We start from the raw sequence: 18,774 nt of genomic DNA on the forward strand, positions 1-18,774 counted from the left end.
AACGATGAAAATAATACTTTTGACATTCATACACTCTCAGAAAAAATTCTTCTTTCAAAATTCGAACTTTAATTTTTGTATTTCTATTTTTGTCCTGTACCATTCCGTAAGCATTTGAAGTGGATAAATATATTGAGGATAAATTTCTTATACGGCAATTGAATAAAGGTGATATTGAAGCCTTTAATAAGCTTTTTAATTTATACAGTTCAAAACTGTATCATTTTTCTTTGGGCTACCTGAAATCGAGAGAGGATTCGGAAGAGCTGGTTCAGGATATTTTCTGTAAGCTTTGGGATAATAGAAAACTGATCAAGGAGCATCATGATTTCAAAGCTTACCTTTTTACAATTGCCTTCAACTATATCAAGAAACATTTTCGTTCAAAGGCTATCATCAACAGATATATGGATTATACTTCCGCTACAAAAACGAGTTTTATGGAAGATGATGTCAATTACCCCTCACTCAGAAACTTCGTGGACACTCTTGTTGAAAAAATGCCGGAAAAACGGAGAGCCGTTTTTATCAAAAGTCGCTTTGAGGGAAAAAGCAATTCAGACATATCCGAAGAATTAAATATTAGTAAAAGTACGGTTGAAAACCACTTAAATCTGGCATTGAGATTTCTCCGCAACAATATTGGAAGCGAGCACCTTACAGCAGCTCTTTTCTTTTCACTGTTTATCCAGTAGTATTTTTTTCGTATTTTGCTTAGGTGCAAATCGCTCATTAAGGATATTCCTTGTATACATTCTTTTATACAACACAATGTCCGACTCACTAAAAAAACGAATTAACGAATATGTCCGCGCTTCAAATAGTCTGGATGAAGAATTCGTGTTAGACTCCTATCTCGATTCAGAGAATGAGGATAATCTTAAAAACATCGCCAAAGAACACTGGGAGAAATCTTCATCTTCAAAGATAGATTTACGACACGTACTTAACAGTGTCCATTTCTACATCAATTCCAAATCGAATCAAACTTCTACCAAAACCAAATTCCTACAGACGTATTATCGAGCTGCGGCAATGCTGTTAATTCCCTTGTTTATAGCGAGTCTCTACTTGGTTGTTCAAAACTATACCCAAGCACATACCTATGCACAGATTGAAGCCCCGAGGGGTTCAAGAGTGCATTTTTCTCTTCCAGATGGGAGTATCGGTTATTTAAATGGAGGTTCACAGATGAAATATTCCACCAACTTCACGAAGGAAAGGAACGTGATTCTTTCAGGCGAAGGGTATTTTGAAGTAGAAAAAGATAAAGACCATCCATTCACCGTTGAGACTGAGCATGCAAAAATTCAGGTACTCGGCACAAAGTTTGACGTTTGCGCTTACCCAAAAGACAACGAAGTAATAACTACGCTTGAAGAAGGCGAGGTTCAGATTACCAGCGCACAAGACAAACAAAAAGCAACTTTACAACCGGGAGAGCAAAACCGCTTAAATATACAAACTGGAGAGATGGTTACTAGTAATGTCGATACAAAGCTTTATACATCCTGGAAAGAGCAAATTTTAAGATTTGACAACGCAACTTTTTATGAAGTTGTAAAAAAAATGGAGCGTTGGTACGGCGTGAATATCAAGCTTGATCGGGAACTATTCCATGGAGAAAATTATACTTTAACAATAAAGACAGAGAGTTTACGAGAGATGCTTCAACTACTCTCAATAACCGCTCCTATCGAGTACTCAATAAAAGAAGACCATGTAGAAATATCTCAAAAAGTGAATTAGGTATTATTAATGACAAAAAATGTAATGTAAATGCACTAGAAAAAAGGGAAAAGTGCTGGCACACTCTCCCCTTTAGTCAAATTAAAACCCGTAAAGGGCATGTTTAACTTAGTAAGACAAACTTATGAAAAAAAAATTGTTGTGTAACGACGGTGGGTCATTTTGTGGCCTATCCCGATTAATTCGCATTATGAAACTAACAACCTTTCTCTTACTTGTCGCGTTTATCGGGGCTCAGGCAAGAGGCCTATCGCAGACAGCCGATCTGAACCTAAAGGTTCAAGAGCAATCGGTAAAAGATGTGCTTCGTCAAATTGAAGATCAAAGTGATTATTTCTTTATGTACAACGACACAAAAATTGACGTTCAGCGTAAAGTTAATCTTGATGTAGAAGACGAAAAAATCGACGAGGTGTTGGATGCCCTTTTTGAAGGTACGAACACGAAATATGTAATTAAAAATCGCCAAATCGTTCTTTATCCAAAAGGCGAGAATCAGTCCACAAATCCGAATCAATCATTGACGAACCAGCAAGTCAGCGAGGTTTCCGGAGTTGTAAGCGATTCGCAAGGCCCACTACCCGGTGTTACCGTTGTCGTAAAAGGGACTACACAAGGCACAGTTACTGACCTCGATGGAAAGTATACGATCAGCAATCTACCCGACAATGCCGTTTTAGTTTTCTCTTTTGTTGGAATGAAACCCAAAGAAGTTCCAGCTAGAAAGTCAACTATTAACGTTACCATGGAAGAATCATCAATTGGTTTGGATGAAGTCGTTGCTGTTGGATATGGAACTGTGAAAAGAGGAAATTTAACTGGTTCTATTTCCTCTATGTCTGGTGAAGATTTACAAAAAATCCCAATTGCCAATGCTGCAGAAGCAATTAAAGGTCGCCTTCCGGGGGTAAATGTACTAACTGTTGATGGTTCTCCTGACGCAGAAGTTGTTATCCGTGTCCGTGGAGGTGGTTCTGTAACCCAAGATAACTCACCGTTGTTTGTTGTTGACGGTTTTATTGTATCCAGCATCCGCGATGTTCCACCAAACGATATTGCAAGTATTAACGTCCTAAAAGATGCCGCTGCAACTGCTATTTATGGAGCTCAAGCGTCGAATGGTGTAATCCTGATTACAACCAAAAGCCCAAAGGCTGGAAAAACGACAGTAAGTTACAATGGTTACCTTCAAGTCAAAACACTTCCATCGGAACGCAAGTATGACGTTTTAGGACCATATGATTTTGTGATGATGCAGTATGAGCATGCCAAAGTGAGAAGTGAAACAGATTTAAGAAATTTTGAAAAGTACTATGGCAAATATGATGACCTAGAATTGTACAAAAACAAGCCTGGTACTGATTGGCAAGAAGAATTATTTGGCGGCCAAACTGATATCTTTGGGCAAAATGCAGCCCTTTCGCAGTCACACAATATAAGTGTCAGCGGTGGTACACAGCAAACGAAAGTAAGCCTAAGCCTAACCAACGACACCAATGATGGCCTTATGGTAAACAATGGCTACAGAAGGAATGTGATCAACTTTAAATTAAATCATAGCATCTCGGAATCACTCAGGTTGGAGACATCGGCCAGAATTACTGATACTAAAGTAGATGGTGCTGGAACTTCCGGAGGTGCAAATATTCGAGTGAAAAATGTGATAACCGCGCGCCCTGTTAACGGTATTGCCGATGAGTTGGACATTGACTTAACCAGTATTGATTCATCAGATGACTATCAATCCTTTTTGCTTAGCTTAATTAACCCGATTGAACTGGCGAAGCAGGATTGGAGACAGAAAAATACAATGAACTATGTTCTCCAAGCAGGTTTAAGCTGGTACCCTATTGACAATATGATCTTAAGATCAACAGTTACAAGTAGTAAAACGTTTGAAGAGCAACAGAGATATTATGGTCCACTAACCAGCCAATCCAGACAAGAAGGAAACAGCTTGCCACTTGGAACGATGGAAAATCGGGAGAATGAATCTTATCGTTTACTAAATACAGCGAGCTACACCTTTGACGACATGGGAGAACATGCTTTAGATCTGCTGGTAGGTAATGAAATTTATTCAAATGGCGGAAAAAGAAGCGTTGTAAGAGCTGAAAATTTCAGAGAGTCTATGCAACCAAAAGAGATGTTTGCAAACATGGCTCTTGGAACTACTGATTCTTATTCTACAAGTCAATCAACTGATCAAACGAGAATTTCGTTCTTTGGACGTGCTAATTACCAATTTAAAGATCGTTACTTAATTACAACCACGTTAAGAACCGACGCATCAAGTAAGTTTTCAAAAGAAAACCGATTGGGAGTATTTCCAGCTGTAGCACTGGGATGGAAAATCAATGAAGAATACTTCATGAATGGGTTTACGAATCTGAATGAGTTAAAATTGCGTTATAGCTTTGGAGCAACCGGTAACGACCGTATCCCTGCTAATGCCACGAAATTTTTATTTGATGCATCTACCAGCAATGGACCAGGGATGGGAACGAACTCCTATAATGCATACTATTCTCCTGAAGGTTCAACCTTATTTAATCCAAATATTGTATGGGAAACAACCATCAATCAAAACCTTGGTTTAGACTGGGTAGTCTATAATGGAGCAATTCGAGGAACCCTCGATCTCTATTACAACAAAACGAAAGACCTTCTGCTTGCTCAGGCTATTTCCCCTATTTCCGGATTTGCCACACAGTGGAATAACGTTGGTAGTACTTCAAACAAGGGGATTGAGCTACTGCTAAGTGGCTACATTATTGACAAAAGTGATTTCACCTTGACTGCCAATCTAAACTTTGGGATCAACAAAGCAAACATTGACAAATTAGAATATGATTATTTAGAAGACGAAAACGGGAATCTTGTTCCTGCTAGTCGCTTCTACCAATCGAACTGGTCAAGTACTGACTTAAAAGATCGTGATGACTTTTATCTGGAAGTTGACCAAACCATTGGTTTGATATACGGATATGTCAATGACGGAATGTATACGGTAGATGATTTTTCAGGTTATGATGAAGTTTCAAACACCTATGCTTTAAAAGATGGCATCCCTGATAATAAAAACACCTTAGGAGTTAGTGATGTTCGCCCGGGATATATGAAACTGAAAGACTTAAACGATGATGGAGAAATCAACAGCCAGGACCGTCAGGTAATTGGAAGTGCATTGCCTGATGCTACTGGTGGATTTGGATTTGATGCTACCTTCAAAGGATTTGATGCATCTATATTATTTAACTGGTCAATTGGAAATGACGTTTATAACACTGGTAAAATTGATTATAACCAACTGTACAGAACACGTTACGGAAACATGTTAACTACGATGGGTCCTGATAACCGATTCACTTATATTGATGTTGATGGAACCTATACAGGTACCGCTGGAGAAGTAGTTACCGATCTGGAACAATTAGGACAGTTAAATGCCGACAAAGAAATTTGGAGTGGTAGCAACTCTTTTGGTCAAGCCACAACCGTAATTAGCGACTGGGCTGTTGAAGATGGTTCATTCTTACGTCTGAATAACCTAACATTAGGTTACACAGTTCCCAAAACACTTACTTCGCGCATTGGGGTTTCTCAATTTAGAGTATATGCTACTGGCAATAATCTGTGGCTTTGGACTAAGTATTCAGGATATGATCCTGAAGTAAGTACAACAAGAAGTAGTAGTTATGCTGCCCTTACTCCGGGTGTCGATTACTCTTCATACCCAAGGAGTCGTTCGTTTACATTTGGTGTAAATGTTACCTTTTAACAAATTGTAATGATGATTAAACATATGAATATGAAACTTAAATATTTTCTATATACACTGGTCGTATTCGCCTTTACTTCCTGTGACGATTACCTTGAGCCAGAGTCTCTATCAACTTTCGACTCAAGCTACATCTATTCCAATGCTGAAGATGCCAGAAAAGCTGTGAATGCAATGTATGTGCACTTCAGCCATGATGGATTCCGTTCTCGATTGTCAAACAACATGACTGGCAACACAGATATTGAACACGCTGGAGGATCCAGCGATGGAGCCCGTTACCAGATCTGGCGCTTAGATGCTCAGGAAAACAATGGTGACTTAAAATACGTTTGGGATATTGGCTATCAAGCAATTCGCGATGCCAATATTGCAATTGAAGGAATCATGGCTAGTGATGCATTAAATTCCGATGACGCTGCTCTTTCTAGAAAAATGTCTCATCTCCTTGGTGAAGCATATACCATGCGAGCTTATTGGTATAGTATGTTAATCTATTATTTTGGGGATGTTCCATTTTCACAAGAAGCTCCTAAAGTAGATGTAGAATTTGATCTGCCAAAAGAAGACCGCAATGTCATTTTAACAAATGTCATACAGGATATGATTGATATCGAAGAAAAAATGATGTGGGCCGATGAAGTGCAATTCGGAATTGAGCAAATCAACCGCGAATATACTCTTGGAATGATTGCACGTTTAGCACTGCAACGTGGTGGATACTACCTGACTCCACAACTTAGCATGGAGCGTCAATCAGACTATTTGGACTATTATCAAATAGCCAAAGAGTATACGAAAAAACTAATGGATTTAAAAGATCGTGAATTGCCTACTGACTTTAGACAAGTCTTTTTGAATCAGTGCAAATTTATTTCACCGGTAAATAGTGACATCTTATTTGAAGTTCCATTCGCCATTGGTGAAGGTGACGTCGGTTGGAATATTGGTATACGTGTTGATGCAGGAACCCATCCATACGGAAGTGGATCCAATTACATGGCTATGCCACCAACATACTTCTATTCATTCGATACATTGGATCAACGTCTGGATGTAACATGCGGACTTTACACAATTGACAAAGACTTCGTTCAGCAATTGGTTAGTACCGGTAATATGAATATCTCTCAAGGAAAATGGAGTCGTGAATTTCTTGATACGCCTCCAGGGCCATCTACCAATAAAGGTACAGGTATCAACTGGCCCATGTTGCGGTATTCTGACGTAATATTGATGTACGCTGAAGCTGAAAATGAGCTGAATGGCCCTACTGCCTCTGCACAAGATGCCTTAAAAAGAGTTCGCCAACGCGCATTTGATGAATCTGCATGGTCTGAAAAAGTAGATCAATATGTTGCCAATGTTTCTGGAAGTAAAGAAGACTTCTTTGATGCAATAGTTGATGAAAGAGCTTGGGAATTTGGAGGCGAAATGATCCGTAAATATGAACTGATTCGATGGAACCTGTATTATGACAAAGTCGAAGAAACAGTTGGGGGCTGCAAAAAAATGGCCGTTGAAGCTTTTGAAGGAACCAGTGATTTGCCAGATTACGTATATACCAAACTGGCTGAAAATGGAGACCTGATTATTTACAATAAATTTGAGAAAGTACTGGCGGCCCCAGATGAAACATGGGAACGACAATCCTGGTTAATCAATATGTATGACGAAACACAGCCTGATGGATATGCTGAATGGATTACCTACGATTGGAATAACTATGTAAATCCCTCGAATATTGGCGTACCTGATGGTGTAATCCGATACATTTTCCCAATCCCACGTATTGCCATTGATAGCAGTGAAGAATTAGAACCGAACAATGGTTACGGATTCAATTTTTAATCCAAAACGTTTAATGTAAAATTTTTGAATCATGAAAATAAACAAATTCAATATAAAGACACTTCTATTAATCTTTGTTGTCGGCTTATTGCTTTTTAACGCCTGTAAAGATAATGAAGAGGTCTTTCCAAGAACCCGTTTGTTCCAGCCTGTATTAAACGAAGACCTGGAAGCGTTTGACAACACGATCCATGTTAATCTGGCCAAATTGAAACAAGCGGAAAACTATACCATCGAGGTTAGTAGAGATTCTTTTGCAACCGAACCCATATACTCGTTTGCAGTTGACACAAACGAATTCATCATCGATGAATCTGTAATTGGCGAAGAACTATTGTGGTTCACCATTTACCAGGTGAGAGCAACTGCTCATGCCGATGAGGCGCAATACAATAGTTTACCTTCGTTGTTGGGAAGTATCAGAACTGATAAGTTTCCATCCAATCAGGGAGCTCCCGGCTTGTTTGATGTTACAGACACACGAGCTCGGGTATTTTGGACGCCATCAGGTGCGCCAATTACTGCCGTTAAGGTATACTCCATAGAGGATGAACGACTTGCTAATCCACTCTCAACATTTGATGTTACTGATGAAGATCGCGAAGCACAAATGAAAATTGTTAATGGACTGGAAGCCGAAACAGAGTATCAAATGGCCATTTTCAGTGAAGGCAATCTCAGAGGTTGGGAAATCTACACAACAAAAGTGGCGCAAGAAACAGGAGATCACATTATCGACTTATCAGGTCTTGAAGACGGTTTTGTACTCGCTGACACGCTTGCTGATGTTGCTGATGGAAGTGTGATCAGACTCGAAGGTGGTAAAACCTATGAAGCCGGAGGTTACGCATTCGACAAATCAATTTCATTTATTGCCGGGTATAGCTTTACCCCTGCATTACCAATAATCGATTGTGGTTCAAACTTCAATATTGTTGAAGGAAGTAACGTTAGCTACGTAACTTTCAAATCCGTAAAGTTAACTGCAGCTGATGGATTTGGTGGTAGATATGTATTCAACATTGACGTAAGTGGTTCAGTTGGAGAAATTAAATTTGAATCATGCGAAATTAGAACACTCCGTGGAATATCTAGAATAAAAGGAGGAGAAGGCGTTCTTGACAAGTTCACTATTGACAATTGTGTTATCGATAGTATCAATGGTTATGGCGTTTTGGCTGTAGACAAAAATAGCTGGAAGTGTAATGACATTTCAATTACAAATTCGACATTATCTAAAGTCATTTATTTTCTGGTTAGCCGTAATAATTCAAATTCTATCCTAATTGATGCATGTACTCTTAATGAAGTTCCCGAAAAAGGAAGACAACTTTTACGTTGGAGAGAAAGCGGTCAGGATGAGGTGTTAAACGGAGTAACAATATCCAATTCGATTATCGGACATGGCTGGAATAAAGATGGCGGAGAAGATTATTTAATTGATGGTTATGATGGAATGGCCAATACAACCTTCAATGTTGTCAACACATATGTTACAAGTGACTTTGGCTATGGCGAAGGAAAAGATGAAATCCCCGGATTAACAACATTTACATACCCGGGGACTGCTGCCGAACTATGGACAGATCCATATTTCACCCTGGATTTCAGCTTCTTGGACACTGGATTTTCAGGTAAAGCTGACAGTGGCGATCCTCGATGGAGAATTACTCTTTAAAAAAAGGTTCAATTTTCACAATCGAACGATTATACTTAAAGGTTAAACTATGAATTGAAGATTCGGTGTTCTTGACAGGACACCGATCTTCAGTTTTAGACGAAAATAAAATTGACAAATATTCATTTTAATACACTAGTAACAAAAGGAATAAAGCTATGACCCGAAATTCTTTAGTAACATTTATCACGCTACTTATTTTTTCGCTGACCGGCTTTGCTCAACCAGGATCAATCGATGCCGATATCGTGGTTGCAAAAGATGGTAGTGGCGACTTTACAAAAATTCAGGACGCAATCAATGCCGTTGAATCAAATAGTGATCGGCAAACAATTATTTATATCAAAAGAGGACTCTATTCATCTGAAAAATTAATCGTTCCTGCTGATAAAAAGAATGTCTACCTCATTGGAGAAAGTCGCGATGAGACCATTATCAGCTACCACATCTACGATTGCCCTGATGGCAAATGCCCGACGGAAGATGCAGCATTGTGGACTGGCGAAAATATAAGAACATCGGCAACATTAACGATCATTGGAAATGGTTTCAGAGCCGAAAATTTAACGATTGAAAATACGGCAGGTCCCGTGGGACAAGCACAGGCTATTACCGTAAAAGCCGATAAAGTTGTTTTTATCAATTGTAACCTCACTGGCTACCAGGATACAATTTATTTCTGGTCTGATGGAAATAGATGCTACATGGAAAACTGTTTGGTCGTTGGTCGAACGGATTACATCTATGGCGGCGGAATTGCATTCTTCCAATCTTGCGAAATCCGCAGTTGGGGTGGCGGTTGGATTACTGCACCTTCCACCAATCGGGAATTCGATTACGGTTTTGTTTTTAATGAATGTCAACTTACTTATGCTCAAAATAGCCCGCGGGCAGGCGATGATGGTGCATTGGTTCGCTTCGGCCGGCCATGGCACGAGTACCCCAAAGTAGCATGGCTGTATTGCGAGATGACCGAAAAAATTCATCCTGAAGGTTGGGGCGACACCTGGAATATGGAATATGCTGCAACCAGCACCGATTTGCATCTGTATGAATATGGCAACACCGGAGCAGGAGCAGATATGAGTGGTCGTGCAAACTGGGCCGGGCTGAGAGCTCTAACGGCTGAAGAAGCATTAAATTATACTGTTCAGAATGTATTGGGCGGTAACGACAATTGGGACCCAACCGCTGAAGCGCCATTGGTTACAACTTACGAATGGATCGGTGCCGGAACCGCTAACGGTTGGATGGATGCCGCAAACTGGGGTACAGAAACAGCCCCAACAACCGGTGAAGCTGCCGTAGTTGATGGTAATTATATTGTTGATGCTGACGGTGGTGACTTTTTAGCTGACTTAAACTTAAAAAACTCAGCAAAATTAAATATCACCGCAAATAGCTCGGCCAATTATTTGGCTACCTACGGAACAGAAATCCAAGCGGCTACCACTGCCAGTTTCGATGGAAAAATTACTACAAAAGATACGATTGTATTTAATATTACTGGCACACTAAGCTTGGATGCACAGTTAACCGGGGTTCACGAACTAATCAAAAAAGGAGACGGAAAACTTATCTTAAATGAAGACAACACAAGTTTTTCAGGAGATATCCGTGTTGATACCGGAGAGCTTGATGCCGCTGTCGCCAACTCGCTGGGAAAAGGGAAAGTATCGGTTCAAAGTGGTTCGACATTAACAATTAGCAATAATACTGCACTCCAGCCAACTTCTAAATTACTGGTAGAAACCGGAGCAACCTTAAACCTGAATACCGAGGTAACTACAAGTGAATTTTACATTGATGGAGTTATTCAGGAGGTGGGGACCTACACCGCAGTTACTAACCCGGGACTAATAACCGGAACCGGGCAAATAATAATCGGCCGACCTTCTGAATTCACATTTATTGGTGGTGCAAATGGTAACTGGGACAATCCGGCACACTTTGTTCCTGCGCTAATGCCTGAAGCCGGAGAAACGGTGAACGTCTCAATTGAAATGGAAACAACATCTACCGTTTTTGAAGCTGACATCCATTTGATGAGCCCGGGAAATATGCGCTTGCGTGGAGAACATTCCAGCACCGGAACAATTACGATGGAGGAGGGAACCTACTTTACCTATAGTACCGGAGGAACAGGATTTACACTGACCGCTCCAATTACACTTGCCGGCGATGTAAAAATGACCATGGCTAGTGGAAATTCTAGTGGTAGTTCAATGGTTCTTGGAGGTCCAATCACCGGAGAACATACCGTTACAGTAATCAACAACGGAAGAGGAACGGTTAATTCTGGCACTGTTGTTCTTCAGGGCGACAACAGTGGATTCAGCGGTGTCTGGGATTTGACCTCGCCAAGTGAAAGATACCCCGGCGACAACAGTTATATTACAGCTATTGACGGGCAATCTGCCAATGCATTTGGACAGGGACTAATCGCTGCGGGATTAAACAATAAAATCATTTTTAGCCATATTGATGCTGTTGCTGACGATATTAACATGCAATTGACTGGTTCTGCCAGAGCTGTTCTAAATGTTGATATGGATGTGAAAAGCCTTACAATCAATGATCAGAATTTCGGGCAGGGAACTTATTCCGCGACTACAAATCCTGAATATTTTGAAGGAACAGGATCTATTACCGTGAGTTGGCCGGTAGGAACCAACGAAATTCAGCAAACCAACCGGATTGAATTACTCAAAAATTCGATTCTAGTCCACGGGGACAAATCGGAAGTAACAATCTATTCCATTTTAGGATCGCCTGTTATGAATATCAAAAATAAAAAGACAATTAGCCTAAATAGTTTGAAAAAAGGCATTTATATTGTCAGATATAGTATTGATGGAAACACAGGAGCGATGAAACTTTCAAAATAACAGGGACAAACCAAATGAAGAAGATCAAAATATTATTGCCTCTATTTTTACTATGGATGGCAAGTTTTAGCTCTTTCGCACAAGATCCACTCCCCGCATTTCCGGGAGCAGAAGGACACGGGAAGTATGTAACCGGTGGACGCGGAGGACAAGTCTATTATGTAACCCACCTGAATGATGACAAAACCATGGGGTCACTTCGAAAAGGAGTTGAAATGTCAGGAGCTCGAATAATCATATTTAAAGTTTCCGGAACCATCCAACTAAAATCGGATTTGAAAATAGAAAATAATAACATCACAATTGCCGGACAAACTGCCCCGGGAGATGGAATCTGTTTGCGCGATTATCCGGTGAAAATGAATGCCGATAACGTTATTGTTCGGTTTATGCGCTTTCGGATGGGGGATGCAGCCCAGCAAGAAGACGATGCAATAGGTGGTCGCTTCCGTAAGAATATCATTATTGACCACTGCTCAATGAGTTGGTCAACCGATGAGTGCGTGTCATTCTACCAGAACGAGAACTTTACCCTACAATGGAGCTTGATTTCAGAAAGCCTCCGGAACTCGGTTCATGAAAAAGGGAATCATGGCTACGGAGGAATCTGGGGTGGCAAACATGCTTCTTTCCACCATAATTTATTAGCCAGTCACGATAGTCGTAATCCCAGACTTGGTGAATACAATGGCGACCCCTTTGCATTAACTGACAATGTTGATTTACGAAATAATGTCATTTATAACTGGGGAGGCAATAGCTGCTATGGAGGTGAAGCTATGAATGTAAACATTGTTAACTGTTACTATAAACCAGGACCTAGCACCACAAAGAAGGAGCGTATCGTATCTATCGACTATGAAAAAGAATCGGACAAAGCAACCTATCAAATTTGGGGTAAGTTTTACATTAGTGGAAATGTACTAACTGAATCTGCCCGAGCAACAAACGATAATTGGACTTACGGCGTATATAACCAGTTTCATGGTTCATATGGAACAGTTTCGGAAGAAGACAAAACTGGAATGCGTATTGATTCTCCTCATCCAACAGGAGAGATTACAACCCATACTGCTGAAATGGCGTATGAAAAAGTGATGGAATATGTTGGAGTTTCGTTGGTTCGTGATACTGTTGACAAACGCATCATACACGATGTAAGAACCGGAACTGCAACCTTCATGAATGGAGGCAATGGAAGTACCAATGGAATTATTGACACGCAAACTGCCGTTGGTGGATGGCCGGAATTAAAATCGACAGAAGCACCCGCTGACACAGACGCTGATGGTATGCCCGATGAGTGGGAAAACTCAAACGGACTAAACAGCAACGATCCGGCCGACGCTCAATTAAAAACTGTTGATGAAACCTATCCAAACCTGGAGGTTTATTTGAATAGTTTGGTGGCTACAATTATCGAAAACCAGAACGAAGGAGGAATATCAACCGCTTCAATTGAAATTAAGAAAGATAATGACTCTTTAAATGTTTACTATAATGCAATGAGTAGCGAATTACATATCGGGCACTCCAACATTATCAAACAAATTAAGATCTATTCTATTACCGGAAAACTGATTACAGCTAGCGACTTCAATCAAAAAGAAGTTGATTTAGGTCTGACCGGGATTCATAAAGGAATTTATGTAGTTTGCTTATCAGACAACGAAAATAAATTATATACTAAAAAGTTTTTTATACAATGAAATTTAAAAATCAAATTCTCAGTATTCTATTTGTCTTTGCCTTTTGTTTAATTTCAATTGCTCAGACAGAAAACCTGCCTGCATTCCCTAGTGCCGAAGGTGGCGGCAAATATACAACCGGAGGACGTGGAGGACAAGTTTACTATGTGACAAGTTTGGAAGACAATGGAACAGCAGGAACACTTAGAGTTGGAGTTGAAAATTTATCAGGACCACGGATTATCATGTTTAAAGTGTCTGGAACGATTAAATTGAAATCGCAACTAAAAATTAGCCGTCCCAATATTACGATTGCCGGTCAAACGGCTCCCGGCGATGGAATCTGCATACGCGATTATCCTGTGGTTGTTGAAACTGACAATGTAATCATCCGTTATTTGCGTTTTAGATTGGGCGACGAGACCAATCAACAAAATGATGCCATTTGGGGACGCAAACATAAAAACATCATTCTTGACCACTGCTCCATGAGCTGGAGTACTGATGAATGTGCGTCATTTTACGACAATGAAAATTTCACGATGCAATGGTGCCTTCTCGCTGAAAGCTTGCGTATATCTGTTCATGACAAAGGGACACATGGCTATGGTGGAATTTGGGGAGGAAAAAAAGCATCCTTCCATCATAATTTATTCGCCCATCACGACAGCCGCAATCCACGATTCAATGGCAGCAGGTACTCTAATCAACCGGAATTAGAAAAAGTGGATTATAGAAATAATGTCATCTACAACTGGGGAGGAAACAGTGCCTATGCCGGCGAAGGCGGTAGCTACAATATTATAAACAACTACTACAAAGCGGGTCCCGCAACCTCCTCATCTAAAGCCGACCGGATCATGCAACCTTATCCGGATAATGGAGGAAATAATCAGCCGGCGGGCGTTTATGGGATCTTTTATGTTGATGGAAATTACATTACAGCGAGTAGCCAAACAACAAATAACAACTGGCTCGGAATCGATCCTCACGCATCCTTTTCAGACTATGGTGTTAGCAAAGATGATTTAAAATCGGATACGGCGTACCAAATTGCATCATGCATTACCCAGGACGCCGAAAAAGCCTATGAAAAAGTATTACAGTACGTTGGAGCAAGCCTTGTAAGAGATACGGTTGACAGCCGGATTGTATATGACGTTGAAACAGGTACTGCAACAGTTATGGATGGAGGAAATGGTAGCTCCAACGGATTAATTGACACTCAATCTGCAGTTGGCGGATGGCCTGTTCTAAACTCAACAGAAGCTCCAACAGATACCGATAATGATGGAATGCCTGACACTTGGGAAGACTCGAACGGCTTAAATAAAACAGATGCTGGCGATGCAAAGTTAACAACGGTAGATGGCGAATATCCTAATTTGGAAGTCTATCTCAACAGCTTGGTAAGCAATATCTCCAACGATCAATATGAAGGAGGAGTTTTTTCAAAACCAACAGCATCAATAGAAATAAACAGGTCAGACAGCAATCTGGAATTATTCTATGATGAATCAACAGGAACACTGCAAATCTCACATGAGAATAAGATCACAAAGGTTGAGATTTACTCAATAGCTGGTCAGTTGATTCTATCTTATCAACCTGAGGGAAAAGAGGTAAGCATTCAGCTTCCAACAATCAGGAAAGGTATTTATATTACTCGCGTACAAGATGAGAAAAAACAGAATTACTCCGCGAAGTTTATTTCCACAAAATAATTAGTGATCAGTTATCTGCTGACCTAAATCAGAAGGCTACGAACTTAATTAAGTTCGTGGCCTTCTTTTAAGTACCTTTTCTTAGCGTTAGAATCATTCCGCTCTCAACTATAATTTTGTTGCGCCCCAAACTTGTGGAGCATTTCTAATATCTAGTCCTCACCACGAATTTCAACCCGCCTGATCTTCCCTGAAATTGTCTTTGGAAGCTCTTTTACAAAATCTATAATTCGAGGATATTTATACGGAGCAGTCGTATTTTTTACATGATTCTGAATTTCCTTAGCTAATTCCGGAGTTCCCGGATGATATTCGTCCGCCAATACGATGCTTGCTTTTACCACCTGTCCACGCACATCGTCGGGAGCAGCAGTAACTGCACATTCAACAATTGCCGGATGCTCCATCAAAGCGCTTTCCACTTCAAATGGTCCAATGCGATAACCAGAGCTTTTAATCACATCGTCGGTGCGCCCCACAAACCAAAAATAACCATCCTCATCGCGCGAGGCCAGATCTCCGGTATGGTAAAACCCGCCGTGCCAAACAAGCTCGGTAAGTTCTTTATCACGATAGTACTCGCTGAAAAGTCCTACTGGAGTATTTTTATCAGTTCGAATCACAATCTCACCAATTTCATTCGTCTCGCACAGTCGATTTTCAGCATGAAGAAGTTGAATATCATAAGTTGGGTTCGGAACTCCCATTGAGCCGGGTTTTGGTTCCATCCACGGGAAAGTAGCAATTGCCAAAACGGTTTCCGTTTGCCCATAACCTTCCATCAGCTTGATGCCAGTGAGTTTAAGAAACTGGTTATAAACTTCGGCATTCAGCGGCTCACCAGCCACTGTGCAATACCGGAGCGATGACAGATCGTATTTAGAAAAATCTTCACGGATCATAAATCGATAAACCGTTGGGGGTGCGCAAAACGTATTAATTTTATAGTCACTAATCACCCTCAGCATATCCGCCGGACTAAATTTTTCGTGGTCGTAAACAAACACGGCTCCACCTGCCAGCCATTGTCCGTAGAGTTTCCCCCAAACAGCTTTTCCCCATCCGGTATCAGCCACGGTCAGGTGCAAATCATTTTCTTCAATACAGTGCCAATACGATGCGGTAGTGATATGGCCCAAAGGATAGGTAAAATCATGTGCCACCATTTTCGGATTACCGGTAGTTCCCGATGTAAAATAGAGCAATGAAATATCCGTATTTTTTGAAGGGCGTTCCCCTGATTGAAACGGAGAAGCCTGCTCAATCCCTGTTGTGAAGTTCTCCCATCCCTCTTCGACTTGAGGTCCAATAGAAATTCGCGTTTTCACGGTTGGAGATTCGCTCATCGCCAGATCGACTTCTTTCAAAATGCTTTGATCTCCAACAGCCACAATTGCCTTGATTTCGGCAGAATTATTTCGATAAACGATATCTTTCTTTTTTAACAGGTGAGTAGCCGGAATGCATGCTGCTCCCAGCTTATGCAATGCAATAATCGAAAACCAAAACTCAAATCTTCGTTTCAAAATCAGCATCACTTTGTCGCCCCGCCCAATTCCCAACGATTGAAAATACGACGCTGTTTGGTCACTGTACTTTTTCATGTCAGCGAACGTAAAATCTCGGTGCTCGCCCCGATCGTTTGTCCATACCAAAGCTAATTTATCAGGCTCAATGCGAGCATATTCGTCAACAACATCATATCCAAAGTTAAAATTACCCGGAACTTGAATTTCCAGCTTATTATTAAAGTCAGAGAGCGTGTCGAAGTCTGTCTTTTTTAAAAATTTCTCACTCAATATCATACTAACGTTTTAAAAGGCACTACAATCAATTCCTCTACCCTTCCCTTTAAAAATTTTAAAATATCACACACCGGCGTGCATTCAATTTCAAGAAAAAAAATACATTAAGACACCCGTCAACTGCTCAATAATTGGCAATATCTTGATATCCTCAGTCCTTCAGGTTCTGTTAAAAGGAAAGTCAAGAAATTATTTACTTTAAGGTCGCCCAAAATTAACAATTATATCCTGAATTAAACCCCGAAATTATCTGCTGCAAAGAAACCCACTAAGAACAAAAGTGTTAATCATTTAAATTCAGTTCCCTAAAATAAACAGGATCCTTTTGAGACTAAAGAGAAGAGGCTGTCCAAAAACAAATGGACAGCCTCTTCTCTTAATGCAGTAATTTTTTCTATCCCAAAAACGAGATCAAAACACCAGCAGCAACGGCCGAACCAATTACTCCTGAAATATTACTGGCCATACAATATTGTAGTACGTGATTCTTTGAATCGTACTTCAGTGCAATTTCATTGGCCACACGAGATGCCATTGGAACAGCACTTAATCCGGTAGCTCCAATTAGCGGATTGATCTTTTTCTTTGCGATCAGGTTATAAACTTTCACAGCAAAGATTCCGCCTGCAATTGAGATCGCGAAAGCTATAAAACCACCTACGATGATCATAATCGTCTGCGTATTCAAAAATACCTCAGCCGACATCGTCGCTCCCACAGTAAGCCCAAGGAAGATGGTTGCTGTGTTCATAATGGAACCTGTTGCTGCATCTGACAAACGAGCAACAGTTACACCGACTTCTTTTATCAGGTTACCAAAAAGCAACATGCCGAGCAGTGGCACGGAGGATGGCACAAATATGGAGATCACAATTCCCAACACGATAGGAAATGCAATTTTCACTGCTTTCAGGTTCTTAATCTTCCGCTTGGCAGGATATAGTTTATCCATCTCCTTCATATTAATTCGCAATTCCTTCTCGGAACATAATACCCGGGTAACCAGAGGAACAATTACGGGCACTAAAGCCATGTACGAATACGCGGCAATTGCAATAGGTCCCAGTAAATGAGGAGCAAGCATAATGGTTGTATAAATAGCCGTCGGCCCATCAGCACCACCAATAATACCCAGCGAAGCTGCTTCTGCAGGAGTGAACCCAATAGCAATGGCGGTAATTAACACCGAAAAAATTCCTATTTGAGCTGCAGCTCCAAAGAAAGCCAGACGCAGGTTTCTCAACATCGGTCCAAAGTCGGTTAAAGCACCGACTCCCATAAAAATAATAGGCGGTAAAAATCCCGTTTTTATTAGCGAATAATACAGGAAATTCATAATTCCATGATCATGCGCAATTTCAAAAAGGTTTTTATAGTGATGTTCATCAATTTGGATATTCTCCGCTGAAACAACTGCCATACCTCCTCCAGGAAGGTTTGCTAAAATTAATCCGAACGCAATTGGTATTAACAACAGAGGCTCATACTTTTTCTTTATACCCAGGTATAAAAGCAAAGCTCCGATTACTAACATCAAAATTGTTCCGGGTCCATTAACAATCTCCTGGATGGCAGTCATTTGATAGAGTTTCTCTATTATAGACATATTC

Annotated in this window: 10 protein-coding genes; 8 read left to right on the forward strand and 2 right to left on the reverse strand. The window is 40.5% G+C overall.

Features of this window, described 5'->3' with window-relative positions; all coding sequences use genetic code 11:
* Positions 1-119: 119 nt before the first annotated feature.
* The 8 genes from ACTB00_RS15820 (at position 120) to ACTB00_RS15855 (ending at position 15,359) form a co-directional block, all read left to right on the forward strand.
* On the forward strand, positions 120-695 hold the full coding sequence (locus ACTB00_RS15820) for an RNA polymerase sigma-70 factor (protein ID WP_463300891.1): 576 nt from the start codon (positions 120-122) through the stop codon (positions 693-695).
* 76 nt (positions 696-771) lie between these two features.
* The gene (locus ACTB00_RS15825; protein ID WP_463300892.1) at positions 772-1,749 is read left to right on the forward strand and encodes a FecR family protein; all 978 of its coding nucleotides are present in this window, start codon (positions 772-774) and stop codon (positions 1,747-1,749) included.
* A gap of 190 nt (positions 1,750-1,939) precedes the next feature.
* Positions 1,940-5,530 (forward strand): TonB-dependent receptor, encoded by a 3,591-nt coding sequence (locus ACTB00_RS15830; protein WP_463300893.1) that lies wholly within the window; start codon positions 1,940-1,942, stop codon positions 5,528-5,530.
* Between the two features lie 30 nt (positions 5,531-5,560).
* Positions 5,561-7,381: a RagB/SusD family nutrient uptake outer membrane protein gene (locus ACTB00_RS15835; RefSeq protein ID WP_463300894.1), complete on the forward strand. Its 1,821-nt coding sequence runs from the start codon at positions 5,561-5,563 to the stop codon at positions 7,379-7,381.
* A 31-nt stretch (positions 7,382-7,412) separates the two neighbouring features.
* The gene (locus ACTB00_RS15840; RefSeq protein WP_463300895.1) at positions 7,413-9,059 is read left to right on the forward strand and encodes a DUF4957 domain-containing protein; all 1,647 of its coding nucleotides are present in this window, start codon (positions 7,413-7,415) and stop codon (positions 9,057-9,059) included.
* Positions 9,060-9,217: 158 nt separating this feature from the next.
* Positions 9,218-11,947, forward strand: coding sequence for a pectinesterase family protein (locus ACTB00_RS15845; RefSeq protein ID WP_463300896.1), 2,730 nt, complete (start codon positions 9,218-9,220; stop codon positions 11,945-11,947).
* Positions 11,948-11,961: 14 nt separating this feature from the next.
* Entirely contained in the window at positions 11,962-13,656 is a 1,695-nt protein-coding gene (locus ACTB00_RS15850; RefSeq protein WP_463300897.1) for a T9SS type A sorting domain-containing protein, read from the forward strand.
* Positions 13,653-15,359 (forward strand): T9SS type A sorting domain-containing protein, encoded by a 1,707-nt coding sequence (locus ACTB00_RS15855; RefSeq protein ID WP_463300898.1) that lies wholly within the window; start codon positions 13,653-13,655, stop codon positions 15,357-15,359. The genes ACTB00_RS15850 and ACTB00_RS15855 overlap by 4 nt, the downstream gene beginning before the upstream one ends.
* A gap of 152 nt (positions 15,360-15,511) precedes the next feature.
* On the opposite strand, the gene ACTB00_RS15860 is transcribed toward ACTB00_RS15855, so the two are convergent.
* On the reverse strand, positions 15,512-17,164 hold the full coding sequence (locus tag ACTB00_RS15860; RefSeq protein WP_463300899.1) for an AMP-binding protein: 1,653 nt from the start codon (positions 17,162-17,164) through the stop codon (positions 15,512-15,514).
* A gap of 394 nt (positions 17,165-17,558) precedes the next feature.
* Complete coding sequence (locus ACTB00_RS15865) at positions 17,559-18,770, reverse strand: sodium ion-translocating decarboxylase subunit beta (RefSeq protein WP_463300900.1); 1,212 nt, start codon at positions 18,768-18,770, stop codon at positions 17,559-17,561.
* Positions 18,771-18,774: the final 4 nt, after the last annotated feature.

This window comes from Sunxiuqinia sp. (assembly GCF_055140945.1).

Excerpts from the sequence above, each read along its gene's own strand:
- ACTB00_RS15825 (WP_463300892.1), top strand. The coding sequence starts at position 772 with ATGTCCGACTCACTAAAAAAACGAATTAACGAATATGTCCGCGCTTCA.
- ACTB00_RS15830 (WP_463300893.1), top strand. The coding sequence starts at position 1,940 with ATGAAACTAACAACCTTTCTCTTACTTGTCGCGTTTATCGGGGCTCAG.
- ACTB00_RS15835 (WP_463300894.1), top strand. The coding sequence starts at position 5,561 with ATGAAACTTAAATATTTTCTATATACACTGGTCGTATTCGCCTTTACT.
- ACTB00_RS15840 (WP_463300895.1), top strand. The coding sequence starts at position 7,413 with ATGAAAATAAACAAATTCAATATAAAGACACTTCTATTAATCTTTGTT.
- ACTB00_RS15845 (WP_463300896.1), top strand. The coding sequence starts at position 9,218 with ATGACCCGAAATTCTTTAGTAACATTTATCACGCTACTTATTTTTTCG.
- ACTB00_RS15850 (WP_463300897.1), top strand. The coding sequence starts at position 11,962 with ATGAAGAAGATCAAAATATTATTGCCTCTATTTTTACTATGGATGGCA.
- ACTB00_RS15855 (WP_463300898.1), top strand. The coding sequence starts at position 13,653 with ATGAAATTTAAAAATCAAATTCTCAGTATTCTATTTGTCTTTGCCTTT.
- ACTB00_RS15860 (WP_463300899.1), bottom strand. The coding sequence starts at position 17,164 with ATGATATTGAGTGAGAAATTTTTAAAAAAGACAGACTTCGACACGCTC.
- ACTB00_RS15865 (WP_463300900.1), bottom strand. The coding sequence starts at position 18,770 with ATGTCTATAATAGAGAAACTCTATCAAATGACTGCCATCCAGGAGATT.